This window comes from Streptomyces typhae, assembly GCF_009755605.1.
Classification (GTDB): domain Bacteria; phylum Actinomycetota; class Actinomycetes; order Streptomycetales; family Streptomycetaceae; genus Streptomyces; species Streptomyces typhae.
On record NZ_WPNZ01000001.1, the window covers coordinates 483,161 to 498,753 of the forward strand.

Annotated in this window: 15 protein-coding genes and 1 riboswitch; of the genes, 8 read left to right on the plus strand and 7 right to left on the minus strand. The window is 72.5% G+C overall.

Going from position 1 to position 15,593, the window contains the following annotated elements:
• The gene (gene dprE2 / locus GPA10_RS02075) at positions 1-756 is read left to right on the plus strand and encodes a decaprenylphospho-beta-D-erythro-pentofuranosid-2-ulose 2-reductase (protein ID WP_157163940.1); all 756 of its coding nucleotides are present in this window, start codon (positions 1-3) and stop codon (positions 754-756) included.
• Positions 757-805: 49 nt separating this feature from the next.
• Here the strand turns inward: dprE2 and GPA10_RS02080 are convergent, their stop codons facing one another.
• The 4 genes from GPA10_RS02080 to GPA10_RS02095 form a co-directional block, all read right to left on the minus strand.
• Positions 806-1,990, minus strand: a complete 1,185-nt coding sequence (locus tag GPA10_RS02080; protein WP_157163941.1) for a hypothetical protein — start codon at positions 1,988-1,990, stop codon at positions 806-808.
• 64 nt (positions 1,991-2,054) lie between these two features.
• A complete protein-coding gene (locus tag GPA10_RS02085) occupies positions 2,055-2,636 on the minus strand; it encodes a 2'-5' RNA ligase family protein (RefSeq protein ID WP_058848226.1) in 582 nt (193 codons plus the stop codon).
• A gap of 110 nt (positions 2,637-2,746) precedes the next feature.
• The gene (gene trpS / locus GPA10_RS02090; protein WP_157163942.1) at positions 2,747-3,760 is read right to left on the minus strand and encodes a tryptophan--tRNA ligase; all 1,014 of its coding nucleotides are present in this window, start codon (positions 3,758-3,760) and stop codon (positions 2,747-2,749) included.
• Between the two features lie 144 nt (positions 3,761-3,904).
• Positions 3,905-5,173 (minus strand): serine hydroxymethyltransferase, encoded by a 1,269-nt coding sequence (locus GPA10_RS02095; RefSeq protein ID WP_157163943.1) that lies wholly within the window; start codon positions 5,171-5,173, stop codon positions 3,905-3,907.
• A 41-nt stretch (positions 5,174-5,214) separates the two neighbouring features.
• Positions 5,215-5,305, minus strand: a riboswitch (ZMP/ZTP riboswitch).
• A gap of 100 nt (positions 5,306-5,405) precedes the next feature.
• Here GPA10_RS02095 and rocD point away from each other — a divergent pair.
• Complete coding sequence (gene rocD / locus GPA10_RS02100) at positions 5,406-6,608, plus strand: ornithine--oxo-acid transaminase (protein WP_343040202.1); 1,203 nt, start codon at positions 5,406-5,408, stop codon at positions 6,606-6,608.
• Here rocD and GPA10_RS43295 read toward each other — a convergent pair.
• Positions 6,605-10,066 (minus strand): AfsR/SARP family transcriptional regulator, encoded by a 3,462-nt coding sequence (locus tag GPA10_RS43295; RefSeq protein ID WP_157163944.1) that lies wholly within the window; start codon positions 10,064-10,066, stop codon positions 6,605-6,607. The genes rocD and GPA10_RS43295 overlap by 4 nt on opposite strands.
• Before the next feature lie 158 nt (positions 10,067-10,224).
• Here GPA10_RS43295 and GPA10_RS02110 point away from each other — a divergent pair, with 158 nt between their 5' ends.
• From GPA10_RS02110 to GPA10_RS02120, 3 genes are all read left to right on the plus strand, one after another.
• On the plus strand, positions 10,225-11,244 hold the full coding sequence (locus GPA10_RS02110) for an NADP-dependent oxidoreductase (protein WP_157163945.1): 1,020 nt from the start codon (positions 10,225-10,227) through the stop codon (positions 11,242-11,244).
• Positions 11,244-11,837: an NAD(P)H oxidoreductase gene (locus tag GPA10_RS02115; protein WP_058848221.1), complete on the plus strand. Its 594-nt coding sequence runs from the start codon at positions 11,244-11,246 to the stop codon at positions 11,835-11,837. The genes GPA10_RS02110 and GPA10_RS02115 overlap by 1 nt, the downstream gene beginning before the upstream one ends.
• Positions 11,838-11,908: 71 nt before the next feature.
• Entirely contained in the window at positions 11,909-12,775 is an 867-nt protein-coding gene (locus tag GPA10_RS02120) for a polysaccharide deacetylase family protein (protein WP_157163946.1), read from the plus strand.
• Positions 12,776-12,824: 49 nt separating this feature from the next.
• Here GPA10_RS02120 and GPA10_RS02125 read toward each other — a convergent pair whose 3' ends face one another.
• Positions 12,825-13,172: a hypothetical protein gene (locus GPA10_RS02125; protein ID WP_157163947.1), complete on the minus strand. Its 348-nt coding sequence runs from the start codon at positions 13,170-13,172 to the stop codon at positions 12,825-12,827.
• A gap of 223 nt (positions 13,173-13,395) precedes the next feature.
• Between GPA10_RS02125 and GPA10_RS02130 the strand changes: the two genes are divergently transcribed.
• Complete coding sequence (locus GPA10_RS02130) at positions 13,396-13,797, plus strand: hypothetical protein (protein ID WP_157163948.1); 402 nt, start codon at positions 13,396-13,398, stop codon at positions 13,795-13,797.
• 72 nt (positions 13,798-13,869) lie between these two features.
• Here GPA10_RS02130 and GPA10_RS02135 read toward each other — a convergent pair whose 3' ends face one another.
• Positions 13,870-14,298 (minus strand): ATP-binding protein, encoded by a 429-nt coding sequence (locus GPA10_RS02135; protein WP_425505641.1) that lies wholly within the window; start codon positions 14,296-14,298, stop codon positions 13,870-13,872.
• Between the two features lie 124 nt (positions 14,299-14,422).
• Between GPA10_RS02135 and GPA10_RS02140 the strand changes: the two genes are divergently transcribed.
• Both GPA10_RS02140 and GPA10_RS02145 read left to right on the plus strand, forming a co-directional pair.
• Positions 14,423-15,262: a helix-turn-helix domain-containing protein gene (locus tag GPA10_RS02140; protein WP_157163949.1), complete on the plus strand. Its 840-nt coding sequence runs from the start codon at positions 14,423-14,425 to the stop codon at positions 15,260-15,262.
• Positions 15,259-15,537 (plus strand): DUF397 domain-containing protein, encoded by a 279-nt coding sequence (locus GPA10_RS02145; protein ID WP_157163950.1) that lies wholly within the window; start codon positions 15,259-15,261, stop codon positions 15,535-15,537. Before GPA10_RS02140 ends, GPA10_RS02145 begins: the two co-directional genes overlap by 4 nt.
• Positions 15,538-15,593 lie beyond the last annotated feature (56 nt).

A 15,593-nucleotide genomic window follows, 5' to 3' on the forward strand; every position in this document is an offset into this window, starting at 1 on the left:
ATGAAAGACGCCTTCGGCACCCCCCAGTCCCTGCTGATCCTCGGCGGCACGTCCGAGATCGCCCTGGCCACGGCCCGCCGCCTGGTGGCCCGCCGCACCCGCACCGTCCACCTCGCGGGACGGCCGTCCCCCGCCCTGGAGAAGGCCGCGGAGCAGCTCCGCGACATGGGCGCCGACGTCCGCACGGTGCCCTTCGACGCCCTGGACTCCGAATCGCACGCCACCGTCCTCGGCAAGCTCTTCCAGGAGGGCGACATCGACATGGTGCTGCTCGCCTTCGGCATCCTCGGCGACCAGGCCCGCGACGAGGACGACCCGCTCGCCGCGGTCCGCGTCGCCCAGACGAACTACACCGGCGCCGTCTCGGCGGGCCTGGTCTGCGCCCGCGCGCTCCAGTCGCAGGGCCACGGCTCCCTCGTCGTGCTCTCCTCCGTCGCCGGTGAGCGCGCCCGCCGCTCCAACTTCATCTACGGCTCCAGCAAGGCGGGACTCGACGCCTTCGCCCAGGGCCTGGGTGACGCCCTGCACGGCACCGGCGTGCACGTCATGGTCGTGCGCCCCGGCTTCGTACGGTCGAAGATGACGGCGGGCCTTCAGGAGGCGCCCCTGGCGACGACGCCCGGCGCGGTGGCCGAGGCCATCGAGACGGGGCTGCGCCGCCGCTCGGAGACGGTGTGGGTGCCGGGCACGCTGCGCGTGGTGATGTCGGCGCTGCGGCACGTGCCACGCCCGGTGTTCCGCCGCCTGCCGGTGTGAACCCCGGCGCGGCCCGCCCGTCGCCGACCGCCCCGCCCGGCTGCGGGGCTCAGGGCTCCCACACCGCCACCGCGGCCATCGTCAGCGGATTCCCGCTCTGCATCACGGACACCTGACCCGCCCCCACGAACCGCTTGCTGCCGGGCACCCGCGCCACCTGGTCGAACCAGAGCTGCTGCTTGCCGCGCGCGGTGATCTCGCCGGTGGCGGGCAGCTTCTCGAAGGGAATGCGGGAGCAGGCCCCGTCGGGGGCGCGGTAGCGGTGGCGTTCGAAGAGGATGCCGCCCGCGCCGTCGTGCGCGACGGGTGTCCCCGACAGACAGGGGTCGGTGCCCGCGCCGGGCTGCTGCCGCCAGCGGGTGCCGTCCCAGCGGAGCAGGATGTGCTCCTCGGGCGGCTCGTTCTCGGTCTCGCCGTGGTTGTAGCCGTGCGTGCCGTACGCCCACACCTCGTCCTCCGACACCGCGAGCACCCCGTCGAGCGAGGCACCGGCCTCCGGCGGGACCGGGTCGGCGAAGCGGTGGGCGGGCGTCGGCGTGGGCTCCCAGGCGCCCGCGCGGGCGTCCCAGCGCGCCGCGGCGGTCTGCGTCAACTCGCCCCCGGCGCCGCCCACTCCGGGCCCGCTGTCGCGGAATCCGACGGCCCACAGAACGCTCCCCGAGGTCCCGTCGACGGCCTTGGCGGTGCCGGGCAGCCGGGTGAGGGTCCAGCGGGAGCCGTCCCAGTGCGCCGCGCGCTCGCCCTCCAGGGCCCAGACGTCGTCCGCCGCGAGGACCTCGACGTCGACGGCGGCCTCGATCGGCGGCTGCGGGACGCCGTGCCAGCGGCTGCCGTCCCAGCGCGCGAAGCGGGGGCCGCCCTGCGCGGAGTCCATGCCGACGAGCCAGACGTTGCGGGCGCCCGTCGCCTCCAGGCGGGTCTGCGTGACGCTCCCGCCGAGCTCCGCGGGCAGCGGGGACCGCCGCCAGGAGCTGCCGTCGTACCGCAGCAGATAGTCGTCCCCGTGCGCGCGCACGGTGCCCGTGGCCCAGATGTCGTCGGCGGCGGGAGCGGCCACGCCCCGCAGTTCGCTGTCGGCCTTCCGGTCGACGTGCACGATCTTCCAGGACCCGCCCTTGCCGGCCGCGGACCCCTTCGGGCCGGGCCGCGCGGAGTCCCCGCCGCCGCCCCCGCCGGTTCCGCACCCGGACAGCAGCAGCGCTCCCGCGACCGCGCCGAGCACGGCACGTCGCACCCCGGCTCGCGTCCTCATCCGTCACCCCCGGCTCGGCTTCCCCGCCGGGCGCTCCGGGGCCCGGTCAGCGGGCGGGCAGCGTACCCCGCGTCGTCGGGGCGCCCGCCTGCGGGGGCACCGTCGAGCCGCCGAAGGCGAACTCGCGCAGCTTGCGCCAGACGGCGTCGGGCCCCTGCTCGTACAGCGCGAAGCCCGTGCAGGGCCACGCGGCCTCGTACTCCGACAGCTCCTCGTACGCCCGGTCCATGGCCTCCTCGGCGATGCCGTGGGCGACCGTGACATGCGGGTGGTACGGGAACTGCAGTTCGCGCACGAGCGGTCCCGAGGAGTCGCGGACGCGTTCCTGGAGCCAGGAGCAGGCCGAGCCGCCCTCGACGACCTGCACGAAGACCACCGGCGACAGGGGCCGGAAGGTGCCGGTGCCGGAGAGCCGCATCGGGAACGGCCTGCCCGCGGCCGCGACCGCGGACAGGTGCTGCTCGATCACGGACAGTGCTCCGGAGTCCACCTCGGTCGGCGGCAGCAGCGTGACGTGCGTGGGGATGCCGTGCGCGGCCGGGTCCCCGAAGCCGGCGCGCAGCTCCTGGAGCAGGCTGCCGTGTGGCTCCGGGACCGCGATCGAGACACCGATCGTTACGGTCCCCACGTCGTACTCCTGTCGTCGTGCAGGTGGGCGGTCAAGGGCGGCGGCGTGCGCCGTGGCGCACGGCGAGTGCTGCTGCTCCGGGTGGCGCTTTCGGTCGGCCCCGGTCGGGCTCAGTGCTTGGCGGGCAGGAAGCCCACCCTGTCGTACGCCTGCGCCAGGGTCTCCGCCGCCACCGCACGCGCCTTCTCCGCGCCCTTGGCCAGGATCGAGTCCAGCGTCTCCGGGTCGTCCAGATATTCCTGGGTGCGGTCGCGGAACGGGGTGACGAACTCGACCATGACCTCGGCGAGGTCGGTCTTCAGCGCACCGTAGCCCTTGCCGGTGTACTTCTGCTCCAGTTCCGCGATACCGGTGCCGGTGAGCGTGGAGTAGATGCTGAGCAGATTGCTGACTCCCGGCTTCTCCGCGGGGTCGTACTTGATCACCGTGTCGGTGTCGGTGACGGCGCTCTTGACCTTCTTCGCGGTGGCCTTCGGCTCGTCGAGCAGGTTGATCAGGCCCTTCGGCGTGGACGCCGACTTGCTCATCTTGATCGCCGGGTCCTGGAGATCGTAGATCTTCGCCGTCTCCTTGAGGATGTACGGCGCCGGGACCTTGAACGTCTCGCCGAAGCGGCCGTTGAAACGCTCGGCGAGGTCGCGGGTCAGCTCGATGTGCTGGCGCTGGTCCTCACCGACCGGCACCTCGTTCGCCTGGTACAGCAGGATGTCCGCGACCTGGAGCACCGGGTACGTGAACAGGCCCACGGAGGCGCGGTCGGCGCCCTGCTTGGCGGACTTGTCCTTGAACTGCGTCATGCGGCTGGCCTCGCCGAACCCGGTGAGGCAGTTCATCACCCAGGCGAGCTGGGCGTGCTCCGGCACGTGGCTCTGCACGAACAGCGTGCAGCGGTCCGGGTCGAGCCCCGCGGCGAGGAGCTGCGCCGCGGCCAGGCGCGTGTTCGCGCGCAGCTCGGCGGGGTCCTGCGGGACCGTGATCGCGTGCAGGTCCACGACCATGTAGAAGGCGTCGTGCGACTCCTGGAGCGCCACCCACTGACGGACGGCACCCAGGTAGTTGCCGAGGTGGAACGAGCCTGCGGTGGGCTGGATCCCGGAGAGGACGCGAGGACGATCAGAGGCCATGCTCAGCATTCTCTCAGGTACCGCCCGTTGGTCGGGAACTGGTGCGTGTGCGGCGGCGGGTTCCGCCGTCGCCGATGAGACGAGGAACACAGTGCGGGGAGCGGCCCGGCGGCCGTGCGGGCGCCGCCGGGCCCCCGGTAAGGGTCAGTCCACCGGCAGCCCGGGGGCCGGGAAGGCGGACATCAGGTCGGTCACCTCGGCGCGGATCTTGCGCAGGGCGTCCTCGTCGCCGGTTCCCGCAGCGCGGACCGCGCGGTCGATCCAGTCGGCGACGGTGTCCATATGGGCGGCGCCGAGGCCGCGGGAGGTGAGGGAGGGGGTGCCGATGCGGACGCCTGAGGGGTCGAACGGCTTCCGCTGGTCGTAGGGGACGGTGTTGTGGTTGACGACGATCCCGGCCCGGTCGAGGGCCTTCGCGGCGATCTTGCCGGGGACCTCCTTGGGGGTGAGGTCCATCAGGATCAGATGGTTGTCGGTACCGCCGGAGACCAGGTCGAAGCCGCGGGCGAGCAAAGCCTCGGCGAGGGCCTTGGCGTTGGCGACGACGGCGCCCGCGTAGTCGCGGAAGGCGGGCTGCGCCGCTTCGTGCAGGGCGACGGCGATGGCGGCGGTGGTCTGGTTGTGGGGGCCGCCCTGGAGTCCGGGGAAGACGGCCTTGTCGATGGCCTTGGCGTGCTCCTCGCGGGCCAGGAGCATCGCACCGCGCGGCCCGCGCAGCGTCTTGTGGGTGGTCGTGGAGACCACGTCGGCGTACGGCACCGGCGAGGGGTGGGCGCCCCCGGCGACCAGGCCCGCGATGTGGGCGATGTCGGCGACCAGGACGGCCCCCGCCTCCCGGGCGATCTCGGCGAAGGCGGCGAAGTCGATGGTGCGGGGCAGCGCGGTGCCCCCGCAGAAGATCAGCTTCGGCCGCTCCGCGAGGGCGAGTTCCCGTACCGCGTCGAAGTCGATGAGGCCGGTGTCCCGCCGCACTCCGTACTGCACACCGCGGAACCACTTGCCGGTGGCCGAGACGCCCCAGCCGTGGGTGAGATGGCCGCCCATGGGCAGGGCCATCCCCATCACCGTGTCGCCGGGCTCGGCGAAGGCCAGATAGACGGCGAGATTGGCCGGGGAGCCGGAGTAGGGCTGGACGTTGGCGTGGTCGGTGCCGAAGAGGGCCTTGGCGCGGCCTGCGGCGAGGCGCTCGACCTGGTCGATGTTCTGCTGGCCCTCGTAGTAGCGGCGGCCCGGATAGCCCTCGCTGTACTTGTTCTGCAGGACGGTGCCGGAGGCTTCGAGGACGGCGGCGGAGACGTAGTTCTCGCTGGGGATCAGGCGGAGCGTGTCGGCCTGGAGCTGCTCCTCGGCGTCGACGAGGGCGGCGAGTTCGGGGTCGGCGGCGGTGAGGGCGGGGTGCTGGGAACGGCTCATGGCGTCCTCCGGGGCGAGCGGTGATGGTGTCCGGTCGGGTCCCGGGGTGCCCAGGCGGGCGGCACCTCGAAGGTGTTGCCTCGCACGGCTCCCTCAGGGTCGATTCCCTGTGCGCCAGTCGCCGTGCTGTCTGGGCCAGGTTAACGGTCACGCCGCTCCGGCGGCTTCCTTCGTCCAGAATGCGAGTGACGATGGGGAGGGAGACCCCGGCACCGCGAGAAACGGAGAACCCGTGACTGCTACGGAAGAACTCATCGCCTCGGCCGAAGCGCACAGCGCGCACAACTACCACCCCCTGCCGCTCGTCGTCGCCTCCGCGCAGGGCGCGTGGATGACGGACGTCGAGGGCCGCAGGTACCTCGACATGCTCGCCGGGTACTCGGCGCTCAACTTCGGGCACGGCAACCCGCGCCTGATCGACGCGGCGAAGAGACAGCTCGACCGGGTGACGCTCACGTCCCGCGCATTCCACCACGACCGCTTCGCGGAGTTCTGTGCGCGCCTCGCGGAGCTGTGCGGCAAGGAGATGGTGCTGCCGATGAACACGGGCGCGGAGGCCGTGGAGACGGCCGTGAAGACCGCCAGGAAGTGGGGGTACCGCGTCAAGGGCGTGCCGGACGGCCGCGCCAGGATCGTGGTGGCCAGGGACAACTTCCACGGCCGTACGACGACCGTCGTCAGCTTCTCCACGGACCCCGAGGCCCGCGCGGACTACGGCCCGTACACGCCGGGCTTCGACATCGTGCCGTACGGCGACCTCGCGGCGCTGCGCGAGGCGGTCACGGACGACACGGTGGCGGTGCTCCTGGAGCCGATCCAGGGCGAGGCGGGCGTCCTCGTGCCCCCGCCCGGCTATCTCTCCGGCGTACGGGAGCTGACCCGCGACCGGAACGTCCTGTTCGTCGCGGACGAGATCCAGTCGGGGCTCGGCCGGACCGGCCGGACGTTCGCGTGCGAGCACGAGGGCGTGGTGCCGGACGTGTACCTGCTCGGCAAGGCACTGGGCGGCGGTGTGGTGCCGGTGTCGGCGGTGGTGGCGGACACCGGCGTGCTCGGGGTGTTCAGGCCGGGCGAGCACGGGTCGACGTTCGGCGGCAATCCGCTGGCGTGCGCGGTGGGCCTCGAAGTCGTCGCCATGCTGGAGTCCGGCGAGTTCCAGCAGCGCGCCACGGAGCTGGGCGACCATCTGCACGCGGAGCTGAACCTGCTCGTGGGCACGGGCAAGGTCACCGGGGTCCGGGGGCGCGGCCTGTGGGCGGGCGTCGACGTCGACCCGGCGCACGGCACCGGCCGGGAGATCTCCGAGAAGCTCCTCGACCGCGGGGTCCTGGTGAAGGACACCCACGGTTCGACGATCCGGATCGCGCCGCCGCTGGTGATCAGCAAGGAGGATCTGGACTGGGGCCTGGACCAGCTCCGGGCGGTGCTCGGCTAACCGCCGTAGGCCTTCTCGTACGGCGTCTCCGTCTTCTCGTACGTCTTCTCGTACGTCTTCTCGTACGGCGTCTCCGTCGTCCCGTACGTCTTCTCGTACGCCGTGTCGTACGCCGTTTGGAACGCGGTCGGGCCGACGGCCGTGCGGGAGCGGGCGGTGGCGCGGTCCACGTCGGTGCGTTCGGCCGGGGGCAGCGGGGCGCCCTCGGCCCGGCGCAGCGCGGCGGCCTCGCCGAGGAGCGCGGCGGCGGCCAGGTGGTCGCCCGCCAGGGAGCGGGCGCCCGCCAGGCCTTCGAGGGCCAGAGCCACGGCCCGGTTGTCGCCGGTGCCCCGGGCCGCGTCGAGGCCCTCCCGGTGCAGGGACTCCGCGCGCGCGGCGTCGCCGCGCTGCTCGGCGACGTACCCGAGCTGGGCGAGGACGAGCGCGGCGCCGGAGGCGATGCCGAAGCGCCGGTTGAAGTCCAGCCAGGGCAGTAGCAGGCGCTCGGCGGTGTCCAGGTCGCCGCGGCGGCGGGCACCGAGGGCGAGGCCCGTCTCGGCGAACTGCTGCGCGGGCCGGTGCGACTGCTGCACGGCCAGGCGGGCGGCCCGCTCGTGGTACTCGTCGGCGCGGCCGGGTTCGCCGGTGAGCAGCGCGATGCGGCCGAGCCGGGAGAGCCGGAAGGAGACCTCGGTCCACAGTTCCAGCTCCTCGGCGCCGCGCATGCCGTCGCGCTGCAACCGGGCGGCCTCGTCGTAGTCGGCGGTGATCTCGGCGAGCACGCCGAGCAGTTCCGCGGACTGGAACTGCCCCCAGCGGTCGCCGAGTTCCTCGTAGAGCGCGGCGCTGCGCTCGGCGTCGCTGCGCAGGCCCACGAGGTTGCCGCCGTACAGGGCGCGGACCGAGCGGGTGGCGAGCGCGGCGGCCTCGCCCCAGCGGTCGCCCTGCGCGCGGAACTCGGCGAGCAGCCCGTCGATGCGCCGCGCCTCCTCCGGCGACCGGTCGTGGCCGCAGCGCGCGAAGGCGAGGAGCCAGCGGGAGCGGGCGTTCGCGCCGCTGGTGTCCTGGGCGCAGACGGCCCCGTACGCGCACTCGTCCTCGCCGACGAGCAGGGAGAAGGCACCGCGGGCGGTGGCGGCGGAGGCTCGGGCGGTGGCCGGGGCCGGGGCGTCGGTGCCGAGGTCCAGGGCGAGGACCAGGGAGCGGATGGCTTCGGTGAGGCGGCCCCGCAGGTACCAGTACCAGGTCTGGGCGTTGACGAGGCGCAGCGCAAGCGCGGCGTCCCCGTCGGCGGCGGCCCAGTCGAGGGCGGCGCGCAGGTTCACGGTCTCGGCGTCGAGTCGGTGCAGCCAGCGTCGCTGGTCGCGGCCGTGCAGGGCGGGGGCGGCCCGCTCGGCGAGCTCGGCGTAGTGCAGGGCGTGCCGGCGCGCGAGTTCCTTCGACTCGCCCGCCTCACCGAGCCGTTCGAGGCTGTACTCGGCGACGGACTCCAGCAGGCGGTGGCGGAGCGGCGCGCCCTGCGTCTGGGGGGCGGTGGCGAGCAGGGAGCGGTCGACCAGGCGTGCGACGAGGTCGAGGACGTCTTCGGCGTCCGGCTCCGCCGCACGGGCGGGCCGCGGCTCCCGGGCGGGTCCCGGATCCCGCGCGGGCCCCAGTACCTCCTCCGCGCTCTCCAGCGTGAAGCCGCCCCGGAAGACGGCGAGTCGGCGCAGCGCGCGCCTCTCCTGCGGGCCGAGCAGCTCCCAGCTCCAGTCGATCATCGCCCGGAGGGTGCGCTGCCGGGCCGGGGCGTCGCGCCGCACCTGGTTGAGGAGGCGGAAGCGGTCGTGCAGCCGGTCCGCGAGGTCGTGCACACCGAGGGCGCGGACGCGGGTCGCCGCCAGTTCGACGGCGAGGGGTATGCCGTCCAGGCGGCGGCAGATGAGCGCGACGGCCTCGCGGTTGCCGTCGTCGAGGGCGAAGCCGGGTGCGGTGGCCGCGGCGCGCTCGGCGAACAGGCGCACCGCCTCGTCCTCTCCGAGGGGCGCGACGGCCTCCAGGGTCTCGCCCGTCAGGGCGAGGGGTTCCTGGCTGGTCGCGAGGATGTGCAGGTGGGGGGCGTGGCGGAGGAGGTGGGCGACGAGGGGGGCGGTGGCGTCCAGGACGTGTTCGCAGTTGTCCAGGAGGAGCAGGGCGTGGTGGGGGGCGAGGGTTCGGGTGAGCCCTGCGGTGGGGGGCGGCTCGCCTGTGGTGGTGAGCCCCGCCGGGGGCTCACCGGGCCTGCCCCTCCCCGAAACCGGGGGCTGCGTCCCCGGGCCCCCCTGTCGGCCTTCGGCCTCGTCCTCGAACGCCGGACGGGCTGAACCATCCTCCCGGATGCCCAACGCGACTGCCACGGCCTCCGCCACCCCCTCCCCCGTCGTCCCCGCCAGCTCCACCAGCCACACCCCGTCCGGGAAGTCCTCGGCGAGGCCCGCCGCCGCCTCCAGGGCGAGGCGGGTCTTGCCGACGCCCCCGGGGCCGGTGAGGGTCACCAGGCGTTCGCGGCGCGCGAGTTCGCGTACGCGGATGACGGCGTCGGCGCGGCCGACGAGTCCGGAGACAGGGGCGGGGAGATTGGTGCGCGGGGGTTCGGCGACGGCAGGCACCACGGGCGCCACGGGCGCCACGGGCAGCGGAGGAGTTGTCAGCGCCGTCGGGCGCGGCTCCAGGCCCGCGTCCTGACGGAGCATCGCCCCGTGCAGGGCGGTGAGTTCGGGGCCGGGGTCGGTGCCGAGTTCGTCGGCGAGGCGGACGCGCAGGTCCTCGTACGCGGCGAGGGCCTCGCTCGGCCGCCCCGCCCCGTACAGCGCGCGCAGATGGGCCGCGCGCAGCCGCTCGCGCAGCGGGTGGCGGGCCACCAGGCCGGCGAGTCCGTCGGCGAGGGCGGCGTGTTCCCCGAGGCCGAGGCGGAGTTCGGCGAGCGTCTCGTGGGCGGTGAGGTGCTGCTCCTCCAGGCGGGCGGCGGCGGTCCGTGCGAAGTCCGCGTCGCGGAAGTCGGCGTAGGCGGGGCCCCGCCACAGGGCGAGCGCGTCGGTGAGGAGGGCGGCGCGGGCGCGGGGGTCCGCGGTGGCGCCGTCGTACGCGGTCACGCCGCCGTCCGCAGCGACGCTCTCGTACGCGGCGGAAGTCAGGGCGGTCGTGAAGCGGGCCGCGTCGGTGGCGTCGGCGGCGATCCGCAGGGCGTAGCCCGCCGGGCCGTATGTCACGAGGTCCCGGCCGCCCGGTTCGACGGCGAGGGCGCGGCGCAGCTGGGAGACCTTGGTCTGGAGGGAGTTGGCGGGGTTGGCCGGGACCCGCGTACCGCCCCACAGGTCCTCGACCAGGGCGTCCACCGGCGCGGGATGGGGAGCGCGGACGAGCAGGGCGGCCAGGAGGGTGCGCACCTTCGCCTCCGGTACGGGGACGGGCGTTCCGTCGTCCGTACGCACCGTGAGTGGGCCGAGCACCTCGAATCGCATGGGGCCACCGTAATCGGACCCGCGCCGTCGGAGCCGCGCACAGCGCGTCGTGCGTGGACCGTCAGTGGTCCGTCGGTGATCCGTGCGCGGCCTGCGGCACCTTGTTCCTCGTCAGGCCGCGGGAACGCGGTACGAGCGCACCAGCCGAGGAACACGACATGCCAAGCTCACGCGAATACCGTCTCGCCGCCCGCCCGGTCGGCTTCCCCTCCCCCTCCGACTTCGAACTGGTCACCACCGAGGTCCCGGACACCGTGGCCGACGGTCGGGTCCTGGTCCGCAACACCTGGATGTCCGTGGACCCGTACATGCGGGGCCGCATGGACGACGTCCCCTCCTACATCGCGCCGTTCGAGCTCGGCGCGCCCCTGGAGGGCAGCGCCGTCGGCGAGGTCGTCGCGTCGGGCTCGCCGGACGTGCCGGTGGGCGCGAGCGTCTCGCACTTCGCCGGCTGGCGGGAGTACGCGGTGCTCGACGCCGCCGACGTCACGGTGATCGACACGACGGCCGCACCCGCCTCGGCATATATGGGACCGCTAGGGGCCACGGGCCTCACGGCGTACGCGACACTGAAGCGGATCGCCCCGGTCCGCGAGGGGGACGTGGTGTTCGTGTCGGCGGCGGCGGGCGCGGTCGGCAGTGTGGCGGGCCAGGTGGCGCGGGCGCTCGGCGCGTCCCGGGTGATCGGTTCGGCGGGCGGCCCCGGGAAGACGAAGAAGCTGCTTGACACGTTCGGGTACGACGCGGCGCTCGACTACCGTCAGGGCGCGCTCGACGAGCAGCTCGCGCAGGCGGCGCCCGACGGCATCGACGTCTACTTCGACAACGTCGGCGGCGGCCACCTCCAGGCCGGGATCGGCGCCATCCGCCGCAACGGGCGCATCGCGCTGGTCGGCGGGCTCGGCGAGTACAACGCCACCGCGCCCGTGCCCGGCCCGAACAACCTCCTTCAGGCCGCGAAGCAGGAGGCGACCCTGCGCGGCATGCTCGTCACCAGCCATCTCGACCTGTTCCCGGAGTGGATCGCGACGGCGTCAGCCATGATCGCGGCCGGGACGCTGCGCACCGAGCAGACCGTCGTCGAGGGCATCACCGCGGCACCGGACGCCCTCCTCGGCGTCCTGCGCGGCGCCAACACCGGCAAGATGCTGGTCAAGCTCGTGGACGGGGCGAAGTGATGGCGGCGAGGCTGAAGGTCCTGCTGGTCACGGGCCACCCCCGGTCCGACTCGCTGACCGCCCAGCTGGCCCGGCACGCCCGTGACCGCCTGACGGCGGCGGGCCACGCCGTCGACCTCCTGGACCTGGAGGCCGAGGGCTTCGACCCCCGGATGACACCGGCCGACGAACCGGACTGGGACGACCCGCACAAGGAGTACTCGCCCGAAGTCCGGGCGCACATGCGGCGCGTGGCGGACGCGGACGTGATCGTGGTCGTCTTCCCGCTGTGGTGGTTCGGCCTTCCCGCGCTCCTCAAGGGCTGGATCGACCGGGTGTGGAACAACGGCTTCGCGTACGGCCGCGAGGACAAGCTGCTGGTCGACAAGCGGATGCTGTGGCTCGGCCTGGTCAGCTACGACGAGGCGCAGTTCGCCGAGCTCGGCTGGGAGGACGTGGTGACGCGGGTGTTCCGCAAGGGCGTCTCCCAGTTCTGCGGGATGCGGGCGGAGCGGGTGGTGGTGCGGTACGTGTACGAGGCGCTGAGCGTGGGCGAGGGGGCGTTCAAGGTCCTCGACGGGGCGCTCGACGAAGTGACCGGCAGCCCCGCTTGACCCTCACACCAGTGTGAAGGTTCGATCATGTCCGTATTCGGCCGCACACGACTTCGTACGAGGTGAGCGTCATGGACAACGAGCTCTACGACTACAGCCCCATCGTCGGCCGGGAGCCGATCCGCTGGCCGGAGGGCAAGCGGGTCGCCTTCTACGTCGGTCTGAACGTGGAGCACTTCGAGGTCGACAAGCCCGCGACCAGCATCTTCGCGGGCACCTCGCACCTCACCCCGGACCCGCTCAACTACGGCTGGCGGGACTACGGGGCGCGGGTCGGCTTCTGGCGCACGCTGAGGACACTGGACCAGCACGGGATTAAAGCGAGCGTTCTACTTAACGCGGATGTTGGTGAGCGGTATCCGCAGATAATCGAGGCGGGGCGGGAGCGGGGTTGGGCGTGGCTCGCGCACGGCAAGAACAACTCGACCTTCCAGGCGGACATGACGGAGGACGAGGAGCGGGCGTACCTCAAGGACGTGGTGGGGACGATCGAGCGGACGACCGGGGTGCGCCCGCGCGGCTGGATGGGGCCGGGGCTCACGGAGACCTTCCACACCCCTCGCCTGGTGCGGGAGCTCGGCCTCGACTACGTCCTCGACTGGACGGCGGACGACCAGCCCTTCCCCACCCATGTGCCGGGCCTGCTGAGCGTCCCGTACTCGGTGGAGCTGAACGACATCACCCTGTTCGTCGGCAAGGCCACCTCGGGCCCGGACTTCGTCCGGATACTGAAGGACCAGGTCGACCAGTTGGCGGCGGAAGCAGAGGCCGACGGCAGCGGACGCGTGCTGCCGCTGGCCCTGCACCCCTTCGTCATCGGTCAGGCGTTCCGCGCGAAGTACCTGGACCAGGCCCTGGAGTACGTGGTCGGCCACCCGTCCGTGTGGGTGACGACGTCGGACGAGATCGCGGACGCGTACCGAGCACAACGCGGATGAAGCCCGTACTCCGCGCACATCAGGGAAACACCCCTCAGGAGTACACCCCTCAGAAGAACACCACCGAACGGAGCTTGAGGCGTTCGCTGCCGTAGCCGGTGTGCGGCCGCAGGACGAACGAATCGCCCGTGCAGCCCGGCTCCGTGAAGACCCTGGCGCGGTCGTCGGTCCTGTTGCGCGGCGAGTGCGCCGGGGAACTGGACCCCGGGTCCCCGACCTCCGGCAGCGTGTGGCACACCCAGGTCCGCGGGTCGTCGAGCACGGCGACCTGCGGGCGGCCGTCGAGCCCGCTGTACGTGTACTGGAACTGCCCCTCGGCCGCGAAGGCCGACGCGGACAGTCCGACGAGGAGGATCAGGGCGCCGACGGTGGCGACCAGGCCGGTGCGGATGCGCATGCGCGCGGTCCTTTCGCAGAGAGCGGAGAACAACAGGCCTTGAGCTTCCCGCCCCCATGTCCCCATATGCCGTACTCACCCGGATGAGGGAGCTGACGGGGTGCGCCAGGGGCTCGTGCGGGGCGGGGGCGTGCCGCGCACCCCGCGGCCCGCCTCACCTCCCCCGTCCCGAGCGTCCGTGCGCCCTGGCACCCGCGACCACCGGTCCGCGACGGTGGCACGCATGACCACCACCGCACGCACGACCACCGCCCCGGGCAGGCCCACCACCACCGGCACGGCCACCGCCACAGGCAGGGCATCGCCCCGCCTGGCTCGCGCGGCCCTGGCCGCCGCTGCCGCGCTGGCCGTCTTCACGGCCCTGCCCGCCAGCAGCGCCCACGCCGCCGCGACCGGAACGTTCTTCTACACCTCGCGCGACGCGGGCGACCTGGAGATGGACAACCCCGCCAACGGCGAGTGCCGGCTCCTGGTCCAGGGCGGCGCCACGAAGGCCTCCAACCAGACCGACACCCGCGCCACCATCTACTCGGACCACGGCTGCGAGGAGCCCCGCCGCACCCTGCGCCCCGGCCAGTCCGCCACTTTCACCGGCGCCCTCCCGCACAGCGTGCAGTTCGGCTAGCACCACGCTGCTGCCCGTCAGACCGGCGGCGGGGCCTCCTCCCCTTCTGGGCTCCGCCGTCCAGCCGTGCCGTCACCGCTCGCCGTCCAGCTCCGCCCACACCGTCTTGAGCGGTTGTGGCCCCTGCTCCACGCCCCACCGGTCGGCCAGCGCGGCAACGATCACGAGCCCCCGGCCCGACTCGGCCCCCTCGTCCGGCTCCCGCACGACGGGCAGCCGGTCACCCCGCGTGTCAGCGACCTCGATCCGCAGCACGCCGCCCACCCTCGCGGTGAGCGTCAGCCGGAAGTCCCGCACGGGAACCTTGCCGTACGCGACGGCGTTGGCCGCCAACTCGGCGACGATCTGCTCCGCGTCCTCGCACGGCACCTCCCAGTCACGAAGCTGTTCCACCGCGAGCTGCCTCGCCCTGCGAGCTCCCCTCCACGTGGAGGGCAACTGGGTGCTGCAGCGCAGCTCAATTCCTGCGGAACGCACGGTTCGGGTGATTTCTGATTTCACGTGACTCAGCGTGGTCGCTGGCGCTTAGCCTGAACAGTGATGATGCCTGTGCGTACGGTGACTGTACGGTCCTGAGCCGACTCGTACCGGCCGTACCCGTGTCCTGGGGAGGTCCGCCGTGACTATGGACGACGACATCGGCTGGGAGGTTGACGCCGACGACGAGTCGAGCGCGGTCGCTGCGCTGATCGGTCGGCAGATCAAGTTCTGGCGGGAGGCGGCGGGGCTGCGGGCCGTGCAGTTCGGTGAGCGGATGGGGTACGGGGAGAATCTGATCCACAAGGTGGAGCGCGGGGCGCGGATTCCTCGCCCTGAGTTCTTGGACCGGGCCGATGAGGTGTTGGGGGCGGGGGGTCAGCTGCGGTCGTTCAAGCCTGACGCGGAGAGGGCCCGGTACCCCCGGCGCGTCCGGGACTTGGCCAAGCTGGAAGCCAGGTCCGTCGAGGTGTGCGCCTACAACAACTCCGTCATCGAAGGGCTACTGCAAACCCCCGGCTACGCGGCAGCGGTGTTTGGGTGTCGACGACCGCCCTTCTCTCAGGACGAGTTGGACACACGCCTGGCAGCACGGATGGCACGGACTGCGATCATCGACGCGTCGAAGTCGTCGCCCGTATTCAGCTTCGTCCAGTGCGAGTCGACTCTCCGACGCACCCTCGGGGGCACAATGGTCAGGCAAGCACAGCTCGAACACCTGTTGCAGCTCGCCCGGTTGCGCAATGTGAATCTCCAAGTCCTCCCCCTGGATCTGGAAGAGAACGCAGGCCTGAGTGGGCCGTTCAAGCTGTTCAAGCTGAAGGACGGCAGCACAGTCGCGCACAGCGAAGCCCAGCTCACCAGCCGGGTGATCTCCGACCCGAAAGAGGTCCAGATCCTCGACGTGCGCTATGGCATGATCCGGGCGCAGGCCCTCAGGCCTCGGGAGTCGCTCGCTTTTATCGACAAACTGCGGGGAGAGGCATGACACCGGAGTGGTTCAAGAGCAGCTACAGCACGGCCGACGGAGCGGACTGCGTCGAGGTGGCCTGGCGCAAGAGCAGTTACAGCTCGGACGATGGTCCCGACTGCGTAGAAGTGGGCTGGCGCAAGAGCAGTCACAGCACGGACGACGGCCCGGCCTGCCTTGAAGTCGCCACAACCCTCAGCAGCGTCTGCATACGCGACTCGAAGACCCCTGAGGCCCGCCACCTCACCGTCACAGCCAGCTCCTGGGTCAGCTTCCTCGAACACGTGAAATAGCTTCCCGCACGCACCAGAGGAGTCACAGTGCCTCATCGACAAGATGAAAGGGCAGC